We start from the raw sequence: 16,543 nt of genomic DNA on the forward strand, positions 1-16,543 counted from the left end.
CAGCCGCGCCGCCAGCGCCACGCGCTGCGCTTCGCCGCCGGAGAGTTCATACCATTTTCGGGACGAGAACGCGACAGGATCAAGCCCCACCATTTGAAGAGCCTCGGCAACGCGCGCATCTGCGTTGGCGACCTTTCTGGCCCGCAGGCCAAAGGCCACGTTGGCAAAGACCGAGCGCTTGAGCAGAAAAGGTTCCTGCAGGAGCAGGGTGATTTCCCGGTGTCCGTCAGCCTCGCGGATGTCGATGGGGTGGCCTTTGAAATGCAGGTTTCCACCGCAGGGCGTTTCCAGCCGGGCCAGAATGCGAAGCAGGGTGGATTTGCCGCATCCGTTGGGGCCGCTGATGCCGACGATGCTGCCGGAGGCGATATCCAGCGACTCCAGATCGAGCACCGTGCGTCCAGAATATTGCTGGGTAACACTTCGGAGCGAGTAAAGCGGAGTGGTCACTGGGCGGCCCTCCGCTTGAGCGTCGCAACACCGATGTTCACGGCGAACGCCACCGCGAGCAGGACCATGCCGAGGGCGATGCCCATGTCGAACTCGCCCTTGCCGGTCTCCAGCGCGATGGCCGTGGTGATGGTGCGGGTGTGCCATTTGATGTTGCCGCCGACCATCATGGAGATGCCCACCTCCGAGACGATGCGCCCGTAGGCGGCAACAGCGGCCAGCATCAGGCTGTAGCGTGCTTCGAGAATCGTGGACCAGAGCATCTGGCCGGGGGTCGCGCCGAGGGTGACGAGGGTCGGGCGCAGCCTGCGGTCAAGGTTTTCCACGGCGTTGGCGGTCATGGCGATGACGATGGGCATGCCGAGCATGAACTGGCCCACGGCGATGCCGGGGATGGTGAAGAGCAGTTCTGCCTCGCCAAAGGGCCCTTTGCGGGAAAGGAAGGCATAGACAACAAGACCGATGACTACGGTGGGAAAGGAGAGCAGGGTGTCCACCACGGTGCGGATGGCCTTCTTGCCGCGAAATTCGTTGTGCCCGAGGGCGAATCCCAGCGGGATGCCGCAGAGCAGGCAGGCGACAATGGACAGGGTGGATACGGCCACGGTGGTCCACACTGCGGAGAAGGTCTCCGGGTCGCCGGAGAAGAGCAGGCCGAACGCCCGCAGAAAACCGTCGAGAAGAAAGTCCATACCTGTCCGTTTAAGACGCGCGGCGCACGGGAGTCCGTACGCCGCGCCGGTTGGGGGTCACATTACTTGGCGTTGGGGATGAACAGCTTCTTGCCCAGCAGGCGGAAGTCGCCGATGGCCTTCTGGGTGTCGGGCTTGGCCATCCAGGCGATGAACTTGCCAGCCAGATCGTACTTGGCGCTGGGGCACTTTTCCGGGTTCACGGCCAGTGCGCTGTACTGGTTGAAGAGGATCTCGTCGCCTTCGACCAGCACCTTCAGCGGCGGGTTGCCGTCGTGGTTGGCGCTGTACTTGATGTAGGTGCCGCGGTCGGTCATGGTGTAGGCGCCCTTTTCGTTGGCCACGGTGATGGTGGGCAGCATGCCCTGACCGGTCTGCACGTACCATTCGGCCTTGTCGGGGACAGCCATTCCGGCGGCCTTCCAAAGGGAGATTTCCTTCTTGTTGGTGCCGGAGTTGTCCCGCGGGAGGCAAAGGCTGCCTTGGCGGCGGCGATGGTCTTCATGGCTTCAACGACCTTCATGCCCTTGACCTTTGCGGGGTCGGAGGCCGGGCCGATGATGACGAAGTCGTTGTACATCAGCTCCTTGCGGTCCATCAGCACGCCAGCGTCAACGTACTTCTGCTCGGCTGCGGGGGCGTGCACGAGCACCACGTCCACGTCACAGTTCTCGGCCATCTTGAGAGCCTTGCCGGTGCCCACGGCCACGAACTTGAGTTCGACGCCGGTGTCTTTCTGGAACTTGGGAACGATGAGCTCGTCCAGCAGGCCGGTGTTGGCGGTGCTGGTGGTGGTTGCCATCATCAGGGTCTCGCCCGCAAATGCGGCAGCGGCCAGCAGAGCGGTCATGGCGAGGCTGATCAGGGCGGCTTTCATGAATTTCATGGGGTCCTCCTCAAAGGTTGTTTTACTCGGTGTCACTGAGGCCGAACTCATGGCTCGGCCGGATTTCCTTTTCCAGTATTTCTGACGCCCGCTTGCGGGCATAACGCTCGACATCCACGTAAAAGGCGAGGAACCGTTCCATCAGGTCGCGGCCTTCATCCGAGAGGGCAAACCGCTGCCCCTGTCCGGGGATTTTGGTCACCAGCTTGGTGCCCACGCGGTTTTCGGTTTTTTTGAGCTTGCCCCACGCGCGGCGGTAGCTCATGCCGAGCTCTTCGGACGCTTTCTTGAGCGAGCCGAGCTCGTCGATCTTCTTGAGCAGCAGGGTGCTGCCAATACCGATGTAGAGATCCTGTTCTTCCTCTATCCAGACCCTCAGCCGAAGCGTGGCGCCCGATTTTCTTTTTGTCATATCAAAACCGTCCCGTAATACTTGAGTATTGGCATACGAATGCATGAGCGCATGCATTCGGTCAAGGGCGACATAATAGCCCGAGGTTTGACACTTTTAAAGGGAAACTTTTTCGAAGCTGCCCGAGTCGAGATCGATGACCAGAATATTACCGGAAAGTGAGGCGGGGCGGTCTGTGGCGAGCGCCACGACTTCGGCGGCCATGATGGAGGCCACCAGTGAGACGGTGGGTGCGGGGCAGCCGAGGGTCTGCTCGGCGGAATTGTCCGTACCCATTATGGAGGCGGGGCCGATCTGTCCGGGCATGACCGTTCCGACATAGCCGGTCCAGCCTGCAAGGGCTCCGGTGACGAGCGGGATACCTGCTTCCGCTGCGGCTTCCTGTAACGCAAGCCTGTGGCGCAGCCCGCCGAGGGCGTCCACGGCGATGTCGGCGTCCTGCAGGAATGCGGCGAACTGGTCCCGGTCCAGAAAGGCATTTGTGGTTTCGATCTCAACAGACGGGTTGATCTCGGCACAGCGTGCGACAGCGGTTTCGGCTTTCGGCGTGCCAACGGTCTTCATGGTGGAGAGTGCCTGCCGGTTGAGGTTGGACTCCTCAAAGACGTCTCCGTCCACGGCGTGGATGCGGCCGAAACCGGTGCGGGCAAGCTGGTCGAGCAGCGTGCCGCCAAGTCCGCCGAGGCCCACGAGCGCGACGCGGGTGCTCAGGATCGTGGCCTGCTGCGCTGGCGTGACGGCGTTCATGCTCCGGCTGTACCGGCGAGGCACCATGCCTTCAGAAAGGGCCGCCGCTTCCACCTGCCAGCCTGAAAGCCCGAAGCGTTCTGCCACTTCCGAGACATCGGCGCAGGAAAGCATCGGGGCAGGGCCGCCGGGCATCTCATCTGGCTGGGCGCGCTCCCAAAGCGCCTCGATGATTCGAGGGGCGGTGGCCGGTACCTCGGGCATCAGCCGCCTCCGACAGCAGGGAAGAGACCGAGCCGGTCGCCGTTTGAGAGCTCGGAGTCCAGATCGGCGCGGGCGTTATTGATGAAGATGAGGTGGAGTTCCTCTTCGCCTATGCCCAGCCGCTGAGCCACCGAGCGCACCGTGTCGCCCTGCTCGATGGGAAATTCGTCGCTGTTTTCGGGCAGGTGCGAGGCCAGAGTCGCAAAACATTTCACCTGAATAGTCATGCGGGCAGAATAACGCGAGGCGTCCCGGCTGGCAACACAATCCGCTATTTGCACCCTCGCCCCGAATATGGTTAAATAAAGCCATGGGAATCGAATCGGCAGCACAGGCGGTCTCTGCCGCGTCAGTGGCGCAGCAGGTGGGCGCGAACAACATCGCCAACGTCAATACCGACGAATTCAAGGCGTCCTCCGTGGCTTTCGAGGAAGGCCCCGGCGGTAACGGCGTGCGCGTTTCGGACATCCGCAGAGACGATTCCCCCGGTCCCGTCATCAATGGCGTGGAAGGCTCCAACACGGACATCGGCCGCGAGATGGTCGGCCTGATGCGCAACGAGCACATGGTCGGTGCCAATGCCGCCGTGGTTCGCGCCCACGAGGAGATGACCGGACACCTCCTGAACATGGTCGTCTAGGCCGTCCTTCTTTTCCGTTTCCTGTCTTTTTCTCTCCACTTGACCTTTGCGTCCTGTCGTGAGGCTTTACATCTTGCGCCTCAAACTGTCGTTTTTTTCGACGTTTTTTGAAGGGTGCTTCAAAAAATAGACAGTTGTATCAAGGTGTTGCAGTTCGGAACGCATGTTGCTTCATGGTTTGCAGACAGCAAACATATGTGGCCGTGTGGTCGCTTAGGAGGTTAGCATGAAGAGGACACTGTCAGCCGTTCTGCTTGCGTTAATCCTGCTCTTCCCGGCAGGGGCGTTCGCGGCTCCGATCAACCTTGAACTGGCGTTGGGCGTGGATGTTTCGGGGTCGGTCAGTTCTTCGGAGTACACCCTCCAGCGCGACGGGTATGTGAACGCGTTCAATAACATCGCTTCGTTCGGTTCGTTCGAGCCGTTCGCCGTGACTTACTATGAATGGTCCAGCTCCAACGAGCAGCAGCAGCTTGTGGACTGGACGCTGATCTCCACGGTTGCTGACGCGCAGGCCTTCGCCTCGGTGCTCTCCGGGGTGTCCAGAGCTTTTGGCGGCGTCACCGGTGTCGGCGCGGCCATCAACTACGGTGTTTCGCTTTTCGATAACGCGTATGAAGGCACCCGTCTCGTGCTTGATCTCTCGGGCGACGGTTCCGAGAACGACGGTGGCGACGTTCCCGGCGCAGTCTCGGCTGCCGAGTCCGCGGGCGTGACCATCAACGGCCTGCCCATCGGATCGAGCATCGCGGATTATTATCTTAATAACGTGATTACCAGCGACGGCTTCATTCAGGCTGCGGACGATTTCGATGATTTCGAGTCCGCCATCGCCCTGAAGCTTGAGCGTGAGATCACGGAACAGATTCCCACCCCGGAGCCGACCTCCATCGTGCTGGTGCTGGCCGGTCTCCTGAGCGTCATCGGCGTCCGCAGGATGTGCCGATAAGCGGTCCTTGCGCGAAGCCGTCCCGAGCGTCATGCGGGGCGGCTTCGCCATCAAGGTGGTAGTGTTTTTTTTCTTCTTGACGTTTGGCGATTTTCGATAATATCGTCAATCATGGCCCGTCTGCGCGCGGTCCCGTGCGCCTGCGGGCCATACTTGTGCCCTATAAGAAGGAGAGAACATGGCACCCTCGAAGCCTGCCAAAACCAATTTTGACGTTATCATCGTCGGCGGCGGTCCTGCCGGACTGTTCGCCGCCTACTACTTTGCCGAACACTCCAACCTCGACGTACTGGTCATCGAAAAGGGCAAGCCTTCCCTGAAGCGCAAATGTCCCATTGCCGGTGACGAGTGGTGCGTGAAGTGCCGCCCCTGCAACATCCTCTGCGGCGTTGGCGGGGCCGGGCTGTTTTCCGACGGAAAGCTCAACTTCATCCCCCGGCTCGGCAAGACCGACCTCACCCAGTTCATGTCCATGTCCGAGGCCACGGCGCTCATTGACGAAACCGAGAGCATCTTCAACCGCTTCAACATGGACGGGAAGGTCTATCCCACCGACATGGACAGCGCCAAGTCCGTGCGCAAGGAAGCCAAGAAGAACGGCATCGATCTTCTGCTCATCAAGCAGAAACACCTCGGCTCCGACAACCTGCCGGGCCACATCGCGGGCATGGCCGACTACATCCGTGAGCGAGGCGTCAGCTTCCATACTTCCGAAGAGGTGAAGGACGTCACCGTGGAAGACGGCAAGGTGACCGGCGTGGTGACCAACCGTGGTGAGTACACCGCCGGAAACGTCATTCTCGCCCCCGGCCGTGTTGGTGCCGAATGGGTCGCCTCGGTGGTCAAGGGGCACGGCATCAACGTGTCCCAGCGCGGTATCGAGGTCGGCGTCCGCGTGGAAGTGGCCAACGAGATCATGCAGGACCTCTGCGAAGTGATCTACGACCCCACCTTCTTCGTTCGCACCACCAAGTACGACGACCAGACCCGGACGTTTTGCACCAACTACGGCGGATTCGTGGCGCTGGAAAACTATCAGGACTTCGTGTGCGTCAACGGCCACGCCTACATGGACAAGAAGTCCGACAACGCCAACTTCGCGTTCCTCTCCAAGATCGTGCTGAACGATCCCGTGGAGAACAACACCGCCTATGGCGAATCCATCGGCAGGCTCGCCACCATCATCGGTGGCGGCAAGCCGATTCTGCAGCGCTTTGGCGACCTCAAGCGCGGACGCCGCTCCACATGGAACCGCATCAAAAACAGCTCCATCGAGCCGACGCTCAAGGACGTGGTCTGCGGCGACATCGCCATGGCTCTGCCCGAGCGTATCGTCACTAACCTCGTTGACGGACTGGAGCAGCTCAACTCCGTGGTGCCGGGCGTTTCCAATGATGAAACCCTCCTGTACGCCCCGGAGATCAAGTTCTTCGCCACGCAGGTGGACACCTCGAAGAAGCTCGAAACCGCCGTTGATGGACTCTTTGTGGCAGGAGACGGGCCGGGAGTGGCCGGGAACATCGTTTCCGCAGCCGCAACAGCCCTCGTGCCAGCCAAGGAAATCATCAGGCGCGCTTCCTGATTGGAAAAAATAACAGTCCGGCCGGATTTGACGTCCGGTCGGGCTTGTTGAAAACGCCCCCTTGGTATATCGTTTCTCGGTGATGCGATTTGCCGTTGTCTTCATCCTTATTGCCATTCTCGCAATGGCCGCACCTGGCTCCGCCGAGGAGTTGAAGGTGGCGTATATCGAATATCCGCCGTATAGCTACACCGAAGACGGAAAGCTCGGGGGAATTCTTGCCGACGCCACCCGTGAGGTCATGCGCAGGGCTGGCATTGACGCCACGTATCAGGCCATGCCCGGCAAGCGCATCGTGACGCTCATGATGGCCGGTGAGCCGGTCTGCGCCATTGCCGCGTTTCGCACTCCGGGCCGTGAGTCGTTCGCATGGTTCTCGCCGCCCACATACCGCAATGCCCCCCTTGCCGTGGTTCATCGCTCCAGCGACACGCGTTTCGACAAACTCAGGAATCTTGACGAGGTGCTCGACAGCCCGGACCTCGTGCTCGGGTTGCAAAACGGCTACTCACTCGGCAGTCGCATGGACAGGGAGATAAGCCTGCGCGTTCGCAAGGTGCGCCAAGCTACGGCGGACCTTGAGCACCTCGTCCGCATGATTGAAAGCGAGCGGCTTGATTACGCTTTTCTCTCGCCAGAAGGGATATCGGGACTCATCGAGTTTACCGGCTCGCATCAGGGCAAGATATCATGGTACGTGCCCGAGGGAATGCCCAAGGGCGAGACCCGCCATATAATGTGCTCTCGCACTGTCCCGCAGGATGTCCGTGATCGCATCGCCAAGGCGGTCGAGCAGACGCCCATGCCCGTCTGGAACCGGACCTCCTCCGACTAGCCGTCCCTGTTCTTCGGGAAACCGGCACTTTTTAGAAAATTTTTAAAAAATCATCACCGCGCCATTGACAGCCTGTCATTTTGTTGACAGTGAAGTTCGTAGTGTATGTCGGGTAGAACCGTTTCGGCTGCCCGGCCACGTATTCACGCGGAGGGACAATGGCGCTCAATGTTGACGGCATAATCGGTGAAAGTCCGGCGCTTGCCGATGTTTTCAAGGTGCTTGAAAAGGTCGCGCCCACGGACAGCACCGTGCTTGTCACCGGTGAATCCGGGACAGGCAAGGAGCTTCTGGTGCGTGCGCTGCATCGCAACAGCAAGCGTCGCGAACGGCCATTCGTGCCAATCAACTGCGGTGCGATCCCGAAGGAGCTTCTGGAGTCGGAACTCTTCGGGCATGAAAAGGGCGCTTTCACGCACGCCATCCGCTCCCGTCCCGGCCGATTCGAGCTGGCGGACGGCGGGACCATTTTTCTTGACGAAATAGGCGAAATGGACCTCAGCCTGCAGGTCAAGATTCTCCGCGTCCTTCAGGAGAGGGAGATTGAGCGGGTCGGGGGCGCGTCGATCAAGCAGGTGGATGTCCGGGTAGTGGCGGCAACCAACCGGGACCTTGAGGGAGAGGTCGCGGCCGGTCGTTTCCGCGAGGACCTTTTCTATCGCTTGAACGTCATTCCGCTCCATCTGCCGCCCCTGCGCGAGCGCGGGGCCGATATTCTCGAACTGGCCCGGCATTTCCTCGGGCGTTTCTGCACGGACAAAGGGCGCAAGCGCCTGACCGTCACGGACGAGGCCAAGGAGATGTTCCTTACCTATTCCTGGCCCGGCAATGTTCGTGAACTGGAAAACTTCATGGAGCGGCTTTCCATCCTCTGTGATGAGAACCATATTTTGCCCGAAGACCTGCCGGATAAAATGTGGCAGGATATCGGGGAGAAACCGCGAAAGAAGGTCGAGGACGTGGTTGTGCGCCCGGCCGGATTCGCGTGGCCGAAATTGTCGGACATGAATGACAAGGCCGGAGACCTGAAGGGCTTTCTGGAGGCCGTGGAAGACCGACTGCTGCTGGAGGCGCTGGACGAGGCCGAAGGGGTCAAAAACCGGGCCGCCGAATTGCTCGGCATCAAGCGGACCACGCTCATAGAGAAACTGAAAAAGCGCAAACTGCTGGAAAAAAACCAATAAGGTTCCCCGGTGAGTCCGGGGTTGCAGCACGTAACTTGCAAGGCCAACCCTCGTGACTGTGAAACGTGTGCACCGAACCTTCTGGCTGCTTGCCGCACTGCTGACCGGGTTGCTCCTCGCGACACCGGCACACGCCCTGCGCGTATCCTTTGCCCCGCGCGGGGATTCGGACCGTTTCACGTTTACGTTCGATGGAGCCAGACCGGAGTTTTCCGTCAAGAGAACCGGCAAGCGCGAGATCACCGTCAGCTTCCCGCCCGGCTTCTGGCAGAACGAGGACCGACTTTCAACCACCACCTTCAATGGCACCAAGCTGGTAGACTCGGTAAATATTTCCGGCAATTCACTGGTCATTAGGACCAGAACGGACGCATTCGGATACATGCGCCTGAACTCTCCGGGCAAGCCCGAATTTGTTCTTCAGGTCTTTCGCGACCCCATCGGGGCGCGGTGGAAACCGGAATCGCAGCGAAATGTTGCCACTCCCGCTCCAAGGCCGGCTCCGGCCCCAAAGCCTGAACCGCAACCTGCTCAAAAGCCTGCGCCAAAGCCGGAGCCTGATCCTGACCCGGCTCCCGCTGCCGAGTCTGACAAGGCCGAGCAGCCTCAAAAGCCCCGTGAAACCGCGAGCGACATCGCTGAAAAGCTCAAGAACGTCACACCTGCCCCCACTGAGAGAGATCTCGTAGAGGAGCCGGAAACCGCCGAATCTGATGTTCCGGTTGTTACAGCTGATGGCCCGGAAGCAACTTCGTCGCCTGTGCCCCAGACTGTTTTGCAAACCGTGCCGCAGGCGCAGGAAACTGCCCCGAAGGCTCCGCCCGCCATGGGAGCCCAGTCGCCGGACAAACCGTTTTACTCGGTCCCGTATTCTGTACGCAGTTCCGTGACGCCGCCGCCCGCACCGGGAGAAGAGCAGGAAGGTCGCCCGCGTCCGCCCGGCCCGAGCAGTGAGGATGAAGTACGTTTTCAGGCGGTTCAGCGCGATGCCGAGGATGTGAAGCTTACCGAGTTGCAGGGCGTGTCCAAGGCCGCCCAGCAGCCTGCTCCGACTCAGCCGGTTCAGCAGGCCAACGCTTCGGAAGCGCCGCAGGCGCAGGTTGCCGGGGCCGTTGAGCCCCCTGCGCCGGTTGAGCCTGCACCGGTGGACCAAGCTCCCGGCGTCGGTGCCGCACAGGAAGCTCAGGCGCAAGCCCCTGAGGCTGTTCCCGGTGTGGTGACCGGCGCGGTGGCACCGCCTCCCGGCATGCAGGCAGGTGGTCAGGTAGCGCCGCCGCCTGCTGCGAAGCAGCCGGAGGAAGAGACGCAACAGGCCGTATCCCCGCCGGTACAGACGGCAGAGGTGCAGCCTGTTCAGCCGCCGGTGGCCGAGGAGCAGCCCTCCGAACAGCCCCGTCCCGAGCCGGAGCAGGACACAGCCGAAGCCCCTGAGGCCGTGGCTGAAGAGGCTCCGAAGCCCGAAGCGGCGGTTGCTGCGGATGCCAATGCCAGCGACGCCGTGGATGAGCCCGTGACGTTGCCCGAGGGGGTTCCCGAAGAGGATTTGACCAAGGAGCAGAAGCTCCTGCTGGTCAAGAACAAGATGTATGACGCCCAGTCCCTGATGTTCAACGGCAGCCTCGAAGGGGCCAAGGCGCCTATGATGACCTGCTGACCCGGTCGTATCTGCCCGAGGACATGCGCGAGGAAATTCTCTATGCCGTGGCCGACATCGCCATGCAGATGCACAAGGATGACCCTAAAGGGTTCTTCGATCCCATCAACGACGCCTACCTCAAGGCCCTGAACGCCAACCTCGAGTCTGATCGCGTCCCGCATGCGCTCTTGAATCTCGGCTTGGTGAACCTCAAGGCGGGCAACATCCCCGAGGCCAAGGCGTACTTCAACATCCTGCGCAACAAATACCCGGACGACCAGAATATTCCGGCCATCAGTTACTACTGGGGCGATTATTATTTCAAGCAGGGCGACTACCGTGAGGCTGCCGACCAGTTCCAGTACATGATCCAGAAGTACCCGGAACACGAGCTGGTCAAGTCCGCCGCATACATGCTCGCAAAATCCCTTGAGAAGACTGGCTATGACGAACAGGCTTTTCAGGTCACCGACTACATCGACAAGCGCTGGCCCGATTTCTACATGCAGGAGCCGGAGTTCCTTCTGCTGGCTGGCGGCATTGAGGAGCGCGTTGGCAAATACGCTCCGGCCAAAGATCATTATTTCACCTACTACAACCTCAACCCCGAGGCCGAGAAAGCGGACATCGCACTGGCCAAGATAGGGGACCTGTACCTCAAGCTCGACCAGCTCAAGCCCGCCAAGGAGATTTATCAGAAAGCCGCCGAGGATTATCCGGACGAGGAAGGCGGGTTGATCTCCAAGATGCGTCTGGCCGAGGAGGGTATTTACGACGATCCCACACTGGTCCAGATGGGCGGGGTGTTCGACAGGCCTTACAACCTGCAGCCGGTCAACATCTACACCGATATTGTGGAGAAGCACCCGGAAAGCCCGCTGGCTCCTGTGGCGCAACTCAAGCTTGCCATGTGGTACGCCTTCCACGACAAATATGCCGAAGCGCTGGCCGCCTCGCAGGACTTTCTTGACCTCTTCCCGGACAGCAAGCTGGCCAATCGTGCCCGTGAACTCGGAGACAGCGTGTTTGTCAGGGCGCTGCCGGGCCTGATTCAGGAAGAGAACTACAAGCGCGTGGTGCGTTACTGGGAAGATTACGATTTCATCGGCGAAGAAGAGACCAAGGTGGACGACGACGCAAAGCTCATGGTCGCCACCGCTTATTGGAAACTCGGTCAGCCCGCGGAGGCTCTGGCCTTGCTTCAACCGTACCTCGACAAGCAGATTCCCGGTGTTTCCGACAAGGCGCTCGACCTTGCGGTCAATGTGTATCTCGGTGAGTACAACTGGGACGCCATCAATGAACTGGTCAAGCATGCGGAAGCGAACTGGGATATTGATCCCAAGCAGCTCCGTCAGCTCAATTACGCGCGGGCCATGTCGCTGCAGAATCTCGGCGACGAGACCAAGGCCGTGCCTCTCTGGGCCGAGCTTGCCAAAAACCCCGAAGTGGATCCGTCCTTCCGGGGATACGCCATGTATTATCTGGCCAAGAACGCCATGAAGAAGCAGGACTTGCGTCGCGTCTTCCTGTACTCGCAGGAGGCACTGGCCTTGTTGCTGCAAAACGACGGTGATCCGGAAAAAATTAAGGATGCCGTGCTGATGTCGATTAACTCCACTGAGCGTTCCGGTCGTTACGAGCAGGCCCTCCGCTGGGCGCGAGAGTATGACAAGTACATCGGTCCCGATCATCCCGAATGGGCGCCCACTCGTCTGAAGCTTGCCCGAATCTATCGCAAGGCCGGTGCCATGGAAGAGTGGAAGTCGCTCCTGCAGGACATTGTGGACAAGAAGCCCCAGTCCCTGCAGGCCGACCTTGCCCGCTCCGAGCTGGAAACCTACCAGCTTGAGCAGCGAGCCCAGGAATACGCTCCAAGCCCCCAATAGGAGGAGTCATGATTAGAAAGCCCCATGTTGCCGGTCGGTTCTACCCGGGTGACGCGGCGGCCCTCGTCGCCGAACTCGACGCCATGCTCGGCCTAGTAGGGGAAAAACGTGAACGACATACCATCGTGGCCATGGTCCCCCATGCGGGATACGTTTTTTCCGGCTCGCTCTGCGGTGCGACGCTTTCCCGGGCCAACCTTTCCGAGACCATCCTCATGCTTGGTCCCAATCACACCGGGCTGGGCACGCCCATGAGCCTCTGGAGTCAGGGGGAGTGGGCCTTTCCCGGCGGATCGCTTGCCGTGGACGAAGAACTGGCCGGGCTGCTGCTGGACGGAGTGGATTCGTTCGAGGCAGACACGCAGGCCCACGCAACCGAGCACTCGCTGGAAGTGATCGTGCCGTTCCTGCACCGTCTGAATCCGTCCACGCGCATCGTGCCGGTGGCCATCTCCGACCCGGACCCGAACCGGCTTCTTGATGCCGGAAAACAGGTGGCCGAGGTGCTCAAATCGCTTGATAAGCCCGTCTCCATGGTGGTCAGTTCGGACATGAGCCACTTCATCAGCGACGAAGAGGCCAGAAAACGGGACGCACTGGCAGTCGAGGCGGCATTGACGCTCGACCCCGCGCAGCTCTGGAACACGGTCCGAACCAACGACATATCCATGTGCGGGGTGCTGCCCATGACGCTTGCGCTTTCCGCTGCCGGAGAGCTCGGGGCACAAAACGCCGAGCTGGTGGGCTACACAACCTCCGCCGATGCCTCAGGCGACTACGGTCATGTGGTCGGCTACGCCGGGATAGTGGTCGATTAGGAAAGAGGGATTTGAAATGAAAAAGCGGGGCCGTTCAGCCCCGCTTTTTTGTTTTATTTGAAGACGATCTTCCCGTTTTCAACGTCCACGACCACTGTCTCGCCGTCGAGGAGTTCTCCCCCGATGATCCGCTTGGCAAGCGGCGTTTCGAGGTGCACTTGAAGGTAGCGGTGCAGCGGGCGAGCGCCGAAGCTGGGGTCGTATGCGGCTTCGGCCATGAAGGCCTTGGCCTTTTCCGAAATCTCCAGCTCGATCTTGCGGTCCGCGAGGCGCTGCCTGACACCTTCGGCCAGCAGGTCGATGATCTTGACCAGCTGGTCCATGTGCAACGGCCGGAACAGGACCGTCTCGTCCACGCGGTTCAGGAATTCGGGCCTGAAGTGCTGACGCAGGGTGTTCATTACCTGTCCCTCAACACCTTCACGGAACTCGCCTTGTTCGTCGATGCCTTCCAGCATGTATTGCGCGCCGAGGTTCGAGGTCATGATGATGACCGTGTTCTTGAAGTCCACGGTGCGGCCGTGCGAGTCGGTCAGGCGGCCATCGTCCAGTATCTGCAGCAGCACGTTGAACACGTCGTGGTGCGCTTTCTCGATTTCGTCGAAGAGGACCACGGAGTAGGGCTTGCGGCGGACTGCCTCGGTGAGTTGGCCGCCCTCGTCGTACCCCACATAGCCCGGAGGCGCGCCGATGAGGCGTGCCACGGTGTGCTTTTCCATGTACTCGGACATGTCGATGCGCACCATGTTGTCCTCGGAGTCGAAGAGCGACTGGGCCAGCGTCTTGCACAGCTCGGTCTTGCCCACCCCGGTGGGGCCGAGGAAGATGAACGAGCCGATGGGCCGTGACGGATTCTTGAGGCCCGCGCGAGCGCGAAGAACCGCGTCTGCAACGGCCTGCACGGCCTGATCCTGCCCGATGACACGCTCGTGGAGCTGGTCGCCGAGACGAAGGAGCTTTTCGCGTTCGCCTTCAAGCAGCTTGGAGACCGGAATGCCGGTCCAGCGGGAGATGACCTGCGCCACGTCGTCCGGGCCGACCTCTTCCTTGACCATGCGCGGGCCTTCCTCGCCGGATTCCATGGCCTCGTTTCTTGCGGCCAGTTCCTTTTCAAGGGCGTTCAGGCGGCCGTATTCCAGTTCGGCGACGCGGTTGTAATCATGAATGCGCTTGGCTTCCTCGATTTCGAGCCGTACAGCCTCGATTTCCTGCTTGAGCGCGCGAAGGCGTTCAATACCTTCCTTCTCGTTTTCCCACTGGGTCATGAGTCGGGACTGCTTTTCCTTGAGGTCCGCAAGCTCACGTTCCAGTTTTTCCAGGCGTTCCTTGGAGGCCTCGTCGCTTTCGCGGCGCAGGGCTTCACGCTCGATTTCGAGCTGCATGACCTGCCGGTTGGCCTTGTCCAGTTCGTAGGGCTGGGAGTCGATCTCGGTGCGGATCAGGGCCGCGGCCTCGTCAATGAGGTCGATGGCCTTGTCCGGGAGCTGGCGGTCGGAGATGTAGCGGTTGGAAAGTACCGCCGCTTCGACCACTGCGCCATCGGAGATGCGCACGCCGTGGTGGACCTCGAAACGTTCGCGCAGACCGCGCAGGATGGAAATGGTGTCCTCGACGGAGGGTTCGTCCACCAGCACGGTCTGGAAGCGGCGTTCCAGCGCGGGGTCCTTTTCAATATGCTTTCGGTACTCGTCCGTGGTGGTCGCGCCGATGCAGTGCAGCTCGCCGCGCGCCAGCATGGGCTTGAGCAGGTTGCCCGCGTCCATGGCTCCGTCTGTCTTGCCCGCACCCACGATGGTGTGGATTTCGTCGATGAACATGATGATCTGTCCGGACGATTCCTCCACTTCCTTGAGCACGGCCTTGAGGCGCTCCTCGAACTCGCCGCGGTACTTGGCCCCGGCAATGAGCGCGCCCATGTCGAGACCGAAGATTGTCTTTTCCTTGAGGCCTTCGGGGACATCGCCCTTGACGATGCGCTGGGCCAGCCCTTCGGCGATGGCGGTCTTGCCCACGCCCGCGTCACCGATGAGCACCGGGTTGTTCTTGGTGCGGCGGGAGAGAATGCGGATCACCCTGCGAATCTCGGCGTCGCGGCCAATGACCGGGTCGAGCTTGCCGCTGCGAGCCGCTTCCACGAGGTCGCGCCCGTACTTCTTGAGCGAGTCGTAGGTGGCCTCCGGGTTGTCGGAGGTCACGCGCTGGTTGCCGCGCACGGCGGTCAGAGCTTCGAGCACGCGGTTTTTGTCCAGCTTGAACTGGCGGTTGACGCGGCCTGCGCCGGTGGAGGGGGAGTCGTCCATCAGGGCGAGGAAAATATGCTCCACGCTGATGTACTCGTCCTGCATCCGCTTGGCGTTCTCCTCGGCTTCCACAAGGGCTTTCTGTAGCCGCTGGGTCACGACGATCTGGTCTGGCCGCGCGCCCGGACCGGAGACCTTGGGCAGCTTGTTGATCTCCGCCTCGATGGCTCCGGTATATGCCTGCGCGTCAACGCCGAGCTTGGACAGAATCTGGGGCACAAGGCCGCTGTCCTGCGTCGCAAGGGCGTAGAGCAGGTGTTCTGCGTCTATTTGCTGATGGCCGAAGCGTATGGCGAGGTTCTGGGCCTCGGATACGGCTTCCTGAGTTTTTTTCGTGAATTTGTTCGGGTCCATGTATGCACCTCCTTGAAACGCCTTCTAGCGCTTCAATTCTTCGATCTCGTTTTCGAGTTCCTCGATTCGCTCCAGAAGATCGACGATGATGCTTCCACCGGTGAAGGTAAGGTCAAGGTCTTTACAAATCCGCATCAGTTTCTGGATGCGAAAGACATCCCTGTGGGTGAAAATGTATTCCTCGGAGGCGGTCATGCCCGGTTCTACCCAGCCGAGTTCGGAGAGCTCGGCCATGGCCGTGGGCGTGATGCCGGTGAGCTCCACGAGTTGCGCCCAGACCACGTTGTCCGAGCGTTCCGGAAGATTGAGCCAGGCATCTTCAGCAGCGTCTGTTTGAGTCTGCGAGTGGGCATAGACGGTTTTCCTCCCTAGAAGTCCCTCGGCTTGAAGGACGATTGTTCCGCGAGTTCTTCCATGAGCCGTTTCTCTTCCCGGCTGAGCTTTTCCGGCACCTGCACCATGATGCGCACGAACTGGTCGCCGCGCTTGGCACCGGTTCCCAGTCCCTTCTGACGGATGCGGAGCTTCTTGCCCGAGCCGATCCCGGCCGGGATGTTCATTTCAACCGCGCCGTCGAGGGTCGGGACGCGCACTTTGGTGCCGAGTGCCGCTTCCCACGGGGTCAGCGGCAGGTCGAGAGTGATGTTAGCGCCGTCCACGCTGAAGCGGGGATGCTTCCTTAGCTTGATTTTCAGGAAAAGATCACCGGCAGGCCCGCCGCTGGCGCCGGGGTGCCCCTGTCCGGAAAGCCGTATCCTCTGGCCGTCCTTGATGCCTGCGGGGACGTTGACTCCAGTGTCTTGGTGGTCGGTGCGCCCGTCGGTCCTGTTTCGGTCAGGGTGATGGTCTTCTGCCCGCCCTGAAACGCTTCTTCCAGCGAGAGCTCATAAATGGCCTCGGAGTCCTGTCCACGCCGGGGGCGCTGCTGGAACCGCTGGCCGCCGAACCCGCCGGTCTGGCGGAAG

Annotated in this window: 15 protein-coding genes and 2 pseudogenes; 8 read left to right on the plus strand and 9 right to left on the minus strand. The window is 60.7% G+C overall.

Going from position 1 to position 16,543, the window contains the following annotated elements:
• From JCM12178_RS13815 to JCM12178_RS13840, 6 genes and pseudogenes are all read right to left on the minus strand, one after another.
• Nucleotides 1-450 (minus strand): ATP-binding cassette domain-containing protein (locus tag JCM12178_RS13815; protein ID WP_083465952.1); only part of this gene is annotated, 450 nt, incomplete at its 3' end.
• The gene (locus tag JCM12178_RS13820) at nucleotides 447-1,142 is read right to left on the minus strand and encodes an ABC transporter permease (RefSeq protein ID WP_054652148.1); all 696 of its coding nucleotides are present in this window, start codon (nucleotides 1,140-1,142) and stop codon (nucleotides 447-449) included. The genes JCM12178_RS13815 and JCM12178_RS13820, both read right to left, overlap by 4 nt.
• Before the next feature lie 62 nt (nucleotides 1,143-1,204).
• Nucleotides 1,205-2,028: pseudogene (locus JCM12178_RS13825) on the minus strand (ABC transporter substrate-binding protein).
• Nucleotides 2,029-2,050: 22 nt separating this feature from the next.
• A complete protein-coding gene (locus tag JCM12178_RS13830) occupies nucleotides 2,051-2,440 on the minus strand; it encodes a winged helix-turn-helix domain-containing protein (protein ID WP_054652150.1) in 390 nt (129 codons plus the stop codon).
• A gap of 96 nt (nucleotides 2,441-2,536) precedes the next feature.
• On the minus strand, nucleotides 2,537-3,391 hold the full coding sequence (locus JCM12178_RS13835) for a HesA/MoeB/ThiF family protein (protein WP_054652152.1): 855 nt from the start codon (nucleotides 3,389-3,391) through the stop codon (nucleotides 2,537-2,539).
• Nucleotides 3,391-3,672 (minus strand): MoaD/ThiS family protein, encoded by a 282-nt coding sequence (locus tag JCM12178_RS13840; RefSeq protein WP_369404528.1) that lies wholly within the window; start codon nucleotides 3,670-3,672, stop codon nucleotides 3,391-3,393. The genes JCM12178_RS13835 and JCM12178_RS13840 overlap by 1 nt, the downstream gene beginning before the upstream one ends.
• A 29-nt stretch (nucleotides 3,673-3,701) precedes the next feature.
• Here JCM12178_RS13840 and JCM12178_RS13845 point away from each other — a divergent pair, with 29 nt between their 5' ends.
• The 8 genes from JCM12178_RS13845 (at nucleotide 3,702) to amrB (ending at nucleotide 12,924) form a co-directional block, all read left to right on the plus strand.
• The gene (locus tag JCM12178_RS13845; RefSeq protein ID WP_054652156.1) at nucleotides 3,702-4,031 is read left to right on the plus strand and encodes a flagellar basal body protein; all 330 of its coding nucleotides are present in this window, start codon (nucleotides 3,702-3,704) and stop codon (nucleotides 4,029-4,031) included.
• 226 nt (nucleotides 4,032-4,257) lie between these two features.
• The gene (locus tag JCM12178_RS13850; RefSeq protein ID WP_054652158.1) at nucleotides 4,258-4,980 is read left to right on the plus strand and encodes a DUF1194 domain-containing protein; all 723 of its coding nucleotides are present in this window, start codon (nucleotides 4,258-4,260) and stop codon (nucleotides 4,978-4,980) included.
• A 178-nt stretch (nucleotides 4,981-5,158) separates the two neighbouring features.
• Nucleotides 5,159-6,562 carry an NAD(P)/FAD-dependent oxidoreductase gene (locus tag JCM12178_RS13855; RefSeq protein WP_054652160.1) on the plus strand — a complete coding sequence of 468 codons (1,404 nt, stop codon included), beginning with the start codon at nucleotides 5,159-5,161 and terminating at the stop codon, nucleotides 6,560-6,562.
• 157 nt (nucleotides 6,563-6,719) lie between these two features.
• Nucleotides 6,720-7,397, plus strand: a complete 678-nt coding sequence (locus JCM12178_RS13860) for a substrate-binding periplasmic protein (RefSeq protein WP_172677148.1) — start codon at nucleotides 6,720-6,722, stop codon at nucleotides 7,395-7,397.
• Between the two features lie 158 nt (nucleotides 7,398-7,555).
• Nucleotides 7,556-8,581 carry a sigma-54 interaction domain-containing protein gene (locus JCM12178_RS13865; protein WP_054652164.1) on the plus strand — a complete coding sequence of 342 codons (1,026 nt, stop codon included), beginning with the start codon at nucleotides 7,556-7,558 and terminating at the stop codon, nucleotides 8,579-8,581.
• Between the two features lie 52 nt (nucleotides 8,582-8,633).
• Nucleotides 8,634-10,235, plus strand: a complete 1,602-nt coding sequence (locus JCM12178_RS19935; RefSeq protein ID WP_245628789.1) for a hypothetical protein — start codon at nucleotides 8,634-8,636, stop codon at nucleotides 10,233-10,235.
• A gap of 23 nt (nucleotides 10,236-10,258) precedes the next feature.
• Nucleotides 10,259-12,106 (plus strand): tetratricopeptide repeat protein, encoded by a 1,848-nt coding sequence (locus JCM12178_RS19940; RefSeq protein WP_245628790.1) that lies wholly within the window; start codon nucleotides 10,259-10,261, stop codon nucleotides 12,104-12,106.
• An 8-nt stretch (nucleotides 12,107-12,114) separates the two neighbouring features.
• Complete coding sequence (gene amrB, locus JCM12178_RS13875; protein ID WP_054652166.1) at nucleotides 12,115-12,924, plus strand: AmmeMemoRadiSam system protein B; 810 nt, start codon at nucleotides 12,115-12,117, stop codon at nucleotides 12,922-12,924.
• Nucleotides 12,925-12,977: 53 nt separating this feature from the next.
• Here amrB and clpB read toward each other — a convergent pair whose 3' ends face one another.
• From clpB to JCM12178_RS17935, 3 genes and pseudogenes are all read right to left on the minus strand, one after another.
• Nucleotides 12,978-15,578 (minus strand): ATP-dependent chaperone ClpB, encoded by a 2,601-nt coding sequence (gene clpB, locus JCM12178_RS13880; protein ID WP_054652168.1) that lies wholly within the window; start codon nucleotides 15,576-15,578, stop codon nucleotides 12,978-12,980.
• Nucleotides 15,579-15,602: 24 nt separating this feature from the next.
• Nucleotides 15,603-15,860, minus strand: a complete 258-nt coding sequence (locus tag JCM12178_RS18780; RefSeq protein ID WP_054652170.1) for a chaperone modulator CbpM — start codon at nucleotides 15,858-15,860, stop codon at nucleotides 15,603-15,605.
• An 86-nt stretch (nucleotides 15,861-15,946) separates the two neighbouring features.
• Nucleotides 15,947-16,543, minus strand: a pseudogene (locus JCM12178_RS17935) (J domain-containing protein); the annotation flags it as partial.

Source organism: Salidesulfovibrio brasiliensis JCM 12178, from assembly GCF_001311825.1.
Lineage (GTDB): Bacteria > Desulfobacterota > Desulfovibrionia > Desulfovibrionales > Desulfovibrionaceae > Pseudodesulfovibrio > Pseudodesulfovibrio brasiliensis.

Coding starts and splice junctions, on each gene's coding strand:
- JCM12178_RS13845 (WP_054652156.1), top strand. CDS start 3,702: ATGGGAATCGAATCGGCAGCACAGGCGGTCTCTGCCGCGTCAGTGGCG.
- JCM12178_RS13820 (WP_054652148.1), bottom strand. CDS start 1,142: ATGGACTTTCTTCTCGACGGTTTTCTGCGGGCGTTCGGCCTGCTCTTC.
- JCM12178_RS13830 (WP_054652150.1), bottom strand. CDS start 2,440: ATGACAAAAAGAAAATCGGGCGCCACGCTTCGGCTGAGGGTCTGGATA.
- clpB (WP_054652168.1), bottom strand. CDS start 15,578: ATGGACCCGAACAAATTCACGAAAAAAACTCAGGAAGCCGTATCCGAG.
- JCM12178_RS13855 (WP_054652160.1), top strand. CDS start 5,159: ATGGCACCCTCGAAGCCTGCCAAAACCAATTTTGACGTTATCATCGTC.
- JCM12178_RS19940 (WP_245628790.1), top strand. CDS start 10,259: ATGCGCGAGGAAATTCTCTATGCCGTGGCCGACATCGCCATGCAGATG.
- amrB (WP_054652166.1), top strand. CDS start 12,115: ATGATTAGAAAGCCCCATGTTGCCGGTCGGTTCTACCCGGGTGACGCG.
- JCM12178_RS13850 (WP_054652158.1), top strand. CDS start 4,258: ATGAAGAGGACACTGTCAGCCGTTCTGCTTGCGTTAATCCTGCTCTTC.
- JCM12178_RS13865 (WP_054652164.1), top strand. CDS start 7,556: ATGGCGCTCAATGTTGACGGCATAATCGGTGAAAGTCCGGCGCTTGCC.
- JCM12178_RS13835 (WP_054652152.1), bottom strand. CDS start 3,391: ATGCCCGAGGTACCGGCCACCGCCCCTCGAATCATCGAGGCGCTTTGG.